Source organism: Dermacoccus sp. UBA1591 (assembly GCF_002322065.1).
GTDB classification, from domain to species: domain Bacteria; phylum Actinomycetota; class Actinomycetes; order Actinomycetales; family Dermatophilaceae; genus Dermacoccus; species Dermacoccus nishinomiyaensis.
Genome location: NZ_DCNR01000055.1, coordinates 10,836 through 16,550, shown reverse-complemented (window position 1 = coordinate 16,550; position 5,715 = coordinate 10,836). Strand labels below are relative to the sequence as shown.

At 68.4% G+C, this 5,715-nt stretch carries 7 protein-coding genes and 2 tRNA genes; all 9 read right to left on the bottom strand.

What is annotated here, in order from left to right:
* Positions 1-6: 6 nt before the first annotated feature.
* Entirely contained in the window at positions 7-1,119 is a 1,113-nt protein-coding gene (locus B2284_RS06130; protein ID WP_006946263.1) for a UDP-N-acetylmuramate dehydrogenase, read from the bottom strand.
* A gap of 11 nt (positions 1,120-1,130) precedes the next feature.
* Complete coding sequence (locus tag B2284_RS06125) at positions 1,131-1,565, bottom strand: MaoC/PaaZ C-terminal domain-containing protein (RefSeq protein WP_006946241.1); 435 nt, start codon at positions 1,563-1,565, stop codon at positions 1,131-1,133.
* Positions 1,562-2,017 carry an FAS1-like dehydratase domain-containing protein gene (locus tag B2284_RS06120; RefSeq protein ID WP_074045781.1) on the bottom strand — a complete coding sequence of 152 codons (456 nt, stop codon included), beginning with the start codon at positions 2,015-2,017 and terminating at the stop codon, positions 1,562-1,564. The genes B2284_RS06125 and B2284_RS06120 overlap by 4 nt, the downstream gene beginning before the upstream one ends.
* A 234-nt stretch (positions 2,018-2,251) precedes the next feature.
* On the bottom strand, positions 2,252-2,422 hold the full coding sequence (gene rpmG / locus B2284_RS06115) for a 50S ribosomal protein L33 (RefSeq protein WP_006946127.1): 171 nt from the start codon (positions 2,420-2,422) through the stop codon (positions 2,252-2,254).
* A gap of 61 nt (positions 2,423-2,483) precedes the next feature.
* Positions 2,484-2,560: transfer RNA gene (locus B2284_RS06110), tRNA-Met, on the bottom strand.
* A 32-nt stretch (positions 2,561-2,592) separates the two neighbouring features.
* Positions 2,593-2,665 (bottom strand) — tRNA-Thr (locus tag B2284_RS06105).
* A gap of 250 nt (positions 2,666-2,915) precedes the next feature.
* On the bottom strand, positions 2,916-3,776 hold the full coding sequence (locus tag B2284_RS06100) for a MaoC/PaaZ C-terminal domain-containing protein (protein WP_006946143.1): 861 nt from the start codon (positions 3,774-3,776) through the stop codon (positions 2,916-2,918).
* A 1-nt stretch (position 3,777) separates the two neighbouring features.
* Complete coding sequence (locus B2284_RS06095) at positions 3,778-5,142, bottom strand: 3-oxoacyl-ACP reductase (protein WP_040014812.1); 1,365 nt, start codon at positions 5,140-5,142, stop codon at positions 3,778-3,780.
* On the bottom strand, positions 5,142-5,715 hold a 574-nt coding region (locus tag B2284_RS06090; RefSeq protein ID WP_476728567.1), incomplete at its 5' end, for a thiolase family protein. The genes B2284_RS06090 and B2284_RS06095, both read right to left, overlap by 1 nt.

Below are 5,715 nucleotides of genomic sequence, written 5' to 3'. Positions count from 1 at the left end.
AGCGGGTCAGGCGATCGGTTCGAGCCCGACCCACACGGGCTCGGGCACGAGACGCACGCCGAACGCGGCCTCGACGCCGTCGACGATCTCGGTGGCGAGGGCCACGACGTCCGATGCGCTGGCATCGCCACGGTTCGTCAGAGCGAGCGTGTGCTTGGTCGACAACGCCGCCGGGCCGGGCATGTTGTACCCCTTGCCGAAGCCGGCCTTGTCGATGAGCCAGGCCGCCGACGTCTTGAGCAACCCCGGGTGCGCCGCGCCGGCGGGGAACTCGGGCGGTGTGGGTCCGTCGGCGCCGAGGCGCTCGGCCGCTCGCTCGCGGATGCGCGCCATGACGCGTTCGGAGACGATCGGGTTGGTGAAGAACGAACCGCACGACCAGGTGTCATGATCGGCCTCGACGACGACCATCCCGCGCTTGGAACGCTGGGCGAGGACGGCCTCGCGGGCGTCGGCGAGCGGAACGCGATCGCCCTGCTCGACGCCGAGCCCCGCGGCGAGATCCGCGTACGCGATGGGCTGGCTGCGATCGGCCTTGCGCAGCTGGAACGACACGTCGAGCACGACGTAGCGACCGCTCGCGTCGCCGTCACGGAAGGGGGTGTTCTTGAAGATGCTGTGACGGTAGGTGAAGTCGCAGTCGGCGTTGGCGAACGTCTTGATCTGCTGGGTGACACGGTCGTACGTCCGTACGCTCGCGACGGTCTGCGCGACCTCCTGGCCGTACGCGCCGACGTTCTGCACGGGCGTCGCGCCGACGAGCCCCGGGATACCCGACAACGCCTCGATGCCGGACCAGTCGTGGCTGCACGCGTACGCGACGAACTCGTCCCACACCATGCCGGCACTGACACGAACCGTCACGCCCCCGCAGTCGGAGTCGTGCTCGACCTCGAGGGTGTCGTTCGCGATCTTGACGACCGTGCCGGGAAAACCCTCGTCCGCGATGAGCAGGTTCGAACCGCCCGAGAGCACGAGCAGCGGCTCCTCGGCGTCATCGACCTCGCGCACGACGTCGACGATCTCGTCGATCGTCTCCGCGACCACGAGACGTCGAGCAGGGCCACCGACATGCATCGTCGTCAGGCTCGCGAGCGGGACGTCGAACTGCTCCTGCATGAAGACCTCGATCAGAGTTGGATGACTGCTCTCGTTCGACTCAAGACCTTAGTACCTGCCACCGACACCGCCGCGTCCAGCGTCACCCTGCCCGCGTCGTCGTCGCGCGAGAACAGCGAGACGACGATGTCGACGCGTGCATCGCCGCCTGCAGGCACGACGACGGGTGCGGCGAAGCGGGTGCCGAAGGAGACGATCAAGTGCCCCTGCGCCAGCTCCTCGATGCGTGAGGCGACCAGCCCCATCGTCAGCATGCCGTGGGCGATGACGTCGGGCAGGCCGACGCTCTTGGCGAACGCCTCGTCCTGGTGGATCGGGTTCTGATCGCCGCTGGCGTCGGCGTAGGCGACGAGATCGGCGCGTCGAAGCGTTTCGCTCGTCTCGAGCAACGTGTCGCCCGCGCTCGCGGACGTGAGGTCGACGCTGCGGTGTTCGTGCTCGCTCATGCGTGCGTCTCCTCTGCCCTGATGACGACGACGCTCGTCGTGTCAGCTCGACGCGACCCATCAGCGGTCGTGACGGCGGTGGCGAGCGTGACCATGTCGTGTCCGCCGGCCGAGCGAACGCGCGCGACGGTCGTCTCGGCGATGAGCGCCTCTCCCGCGACGATCGGCGCGTGATGCGTGAACGTCTCCTCACCATGGACGAGGCGCGAGAAATCGACGCCGGCCTCCTCATCGCGCATGAAGAGCGCCTCCGCCTGCTGGGCGAGCGTGACGGCGAACGTCGTCGGCGCGACGACGTCCGTGTGGCCCGCGGCGCGGGCGGCGTCGACGTCGAGGCAACGGTCGTCGCTCGTGCGGACGGTGCGGGCGAACGTCACGATCTCATCGCGCGTGACGACGTGCGCCTGCGGCATGCGGTAGGTGCGGCCCTCGACCGCCGGGTTCACTGGCATGTCTCGACGCTAGAGGTGCTTCGGCGTTACCCGGAAGTCGACGATGCGCGCCGAGGCTGGCAGACGGCAGCACGACGGACGTCAGACGAATGTGACCGAAAATCGCAGATGGGGACGAGAATCGCGAAGGTGGACAGGATTCGCCGATGGGGACGTGAATCGCAGATGGGGCGGGGTTGCGAAGCGGCCGTCACCCTCGAGGGGTGACGGCCGTGACGTGTGGTTCAGACGAGATCAGCGGGTCTCGCGGTGAGCCGTGTGCTTCGTGCAGCGCTTGCAGTACTTCGCCAGCTCGAGACGGTCGGGGTTGTTCCGACGGTTCTTCTTGGTGACGTAGTTGCGCTCCTTGCACTCGGTGCAAGCCATCGTGATCTTCGGGCGAACGTCAGCGCTCTTCGAGGCCATGTCCTACACCTACTCTCAAAAAAGTCGAAAACTGTCGTGAGACAGACTGTCGGGAAAAACTTGGTAGCGGGAGCGGGACTCGATCCCGCGACCTCACGATTATGAGTCGTGCGCTCTAACCAGCTGAGCTACCCCGCCATGCCATGGTCGCCGTCTCCGGCGCTCACGCGAGCCCCCAAACGGAATCGAACCGTTGACCTTCTCCTTACCATGGAGACGCTCTGCCGACTGAGCTATAGGGGCCTCACGCCACTACCGCCGAGGCTGTTTCAGCTGCTCAGCGCGTTTCAGGCGCGAGGAACACCTTACACGGCGCCCGAACGAACACGAAATCGACGAGACCACGGCGCCGGACGCGGTGCCGCCGCGGATCGCCCCACGAAGTCGGGGTCGGGTCGTCGCCACCGTCCCGGCGCCGAGACGTGCCACCCCTGAGACGCGGGATCCCGACGGCACGTCATGCCTTCGGGATCCCGCGTCTCAGGGGTGTGCCTCACAGCGGACGGATCGTGCCCCGAGCGTGCTCCGTGCCCTTCTTGGCGTTGCGCAGCGCGAGGTCGAACGACCCCGGCCCGCCCGCGGACTGCGCGATGAAACGCACCGTCGACGGGATGAGCACCGGCTTCTTGAACGCAACGTTCACCTCGTAGGCGTCGGGCAACCGGTTCTCGAGCGCGCCGAGCATGCGGGCCTTGCTCCACATGCCGTGCACGATCGTCGTCGGGAAGCCGAGCGCCTTCGCTGCGAGCGGGTTCATGTGGATCGGGTTGACGTCGCCCGACACCTTCGCGTATCGGCGTCCGAGGTCGCCGGCGAGGCGCCACGTCGCACCGAAACCGTCGATGGCGTCCGGCTCGTCGACCTTCGGCGGCACCTCTCCGTCGACCTTCGCGCCGCGAAAGAGGTACGTCGAGCGGTCCTCCCACACGAGTTCGCCGTCGACGTACACCTCACCGACGAGGTCGGCCTGCGCACCACGAAAGTGCGGACGCAGGTTCTCGACCCGCGCGCGCAGCTCCAGCGTCTCGCCCAACAGCACCGGACGGTGCTGACGGATCGTGTTCTCGAGGTGCACCGAACCCATGAGGGCGAACGGGAAACCCGGATCCGACATGAGCGCGACCTGCAGCGGGAAGACGAGCACGTGCAGGTACGTGCTCGGCACCCGGTTGCTCAGCGCGAACCCGCAGACCGCGTCGTAGTCGGCGACGTCCGCGACGCTCGGCGTCACGTCGCGTCGCACGACCTCGAGGTCGGGCAGCGTCCGCCCCTTGCGCTTCGACCCGGTGACGACGGCCTTCGCGAACATGGGGCCGAGCTTCGGCTCGCCCTTCAGCTCGATCATGCGCGTCATGTCAGGCTCCGATCTGGCTCTGCCCACACACGCGCAGCACCTGGCCGGTGACGCCCGCCGAGCCCGGCTCGGCGAAGAACGCGATGGCCTCGCCGACGTCGATCGGGTTGCCGCCCTGCATCATCGAGTTGAGGCGGCGGCCCACCTCGCGCGTCGCCATCGGAATCTTGGACGTCATGTCGGTCTCGATGAAGCCGGGCGCGACGGCATTGACGGTGATGTCGCGGTCGGCCAGCTTCTCCGAGAGCTCACGCACCATGCCGATGACGCCGGCCTTCGACGCCGCGTAGTTCGCCTGACCGCGGTTGCCGCCGATGCCGGAGGTCGAGGCGACCGACACGATGCGTCCGCCGTCCTTGAGACCACCCTTCGTCGCCGGGTCGAGCAGCACCGCGTTGATGCGGAACTGCGCGCCGAGGTTGACGTCGACGACCGAGTTCCAGCGCGCCTCGTCGGTGTTGACGAACAGCTTGTCGCGCGTGATGCCAGCGTTGTGGACGATGACGTCGAGCTTGTCGGCGTGACGGGCGACGGCCTCGGCGATCTTCGCGCCCGCGTCGGGTGAGGTGATGTCGAGCCCGAGCGAGGTGCCGCCGATCTCGTTGGCGACCTTGCTCAGCGCGTCGCCGGCGGCCGGGATGTCGACGGCGATGACGTGTGCACCGGCGCGGGCGAACACGCGCGCGATCTGCGCGCCGATGCCGCGCGCCGCACCCGTGATGACGGCGACCTGGCCTGCGAACGGCTGGTGCCAGTCGGCGACCTCGGTGACGGCGTGCTTGCGGATGCGGATCGGCTGACCCGACACGTACGCCGAGCGGCTCGAGCCGAAGAAGCGCAGCGGCGCCTCCAGCACGGCCGCGTCGCCCTGGGCGTCGGGGTCGATCCAGAACAGGTTCGCCGAGCCGCCGGCGCGCAGTTCCTTGCCGATCGAGCGCGTGATGCCCTCGAACGCCTGCGCCGTCGCGGCGGCTTCGACGTCGTCGAGCGCGGACGGCGTCGTCGCCATGACGATGACGCGCGCCGACCTGCCGAGCGCCTTGACCGCCGGGATCGCGATCTCGCGGAACGTCTCGAGGTCGCTCAGCTTCGTCGCCGCGGTGACGTCGATGACGAACGCGCCGAGCTTGTCGGAGTACGTCGCCTCTGCGGTGGCGTCGACGACGTCGGCGCCGGAGCCGCGCAGGATCGCCGCGGCCGTCGAACCGACGACGCCGGAACCGACCGTGCCGACGGCGGCGGGGCCGTCGAGCAGGTCCTGACCGACCTCGTAGCGGCGCAGGACGGGAGGCTGCGGCAGCCCGATCTGCTTGGCGAGCTTCTTGCCGAAACCGTTGTTGACGAAGTTCGAGTAACCGTCAGCCATCACACTGCCTCCAGAATCGCGACGACGCCCTGGCCACCAGCGGCGCACACGGAGATGAGGCCGCGGCCGGAGCCCTTCTCGTGCAACTGCTTGGCGAGCTGCGCGATGATGCGGCCACCGGTGGCCGCGAACGGGTGGCCCGCGGCGAGCGAGCTTCCGTTGACGTTGAGCTTGCTGCGCTCGATCGAGCCGAGCGGCGCGTCGAGACCGAGCTTGTCCTTGCAGAACTCGGGGCTCTCCCAGGCCTTGAGCGTGGCGAGCACCGTCGAGGCGAACGCCTCGTGGATCTCGTAGAAGTCGAAGTCCTGCAGGCTCAGACCGTTGCGCGCGAGCAGGCGCGGCACCGCGTACGCGGGGGCCATGAGCAGGCCCTCCTTGCCGTCGACGTAGTCGACCGCGGCGGCCTCACCGTCGACGAAACGGGCGAGCAGCGGCAGATTGCGCTCCTTCGCCCACGCCTCGCTGCCGAACAGCACGGCCGAGGCGCCATCCGTCAGCGGCGTCGAGTTGCCGGCGGTCATCGTCAGGCCCTCGCCCTTGCCGAAGACCGGCTTGAGCTTCGCGAGCTTCTCG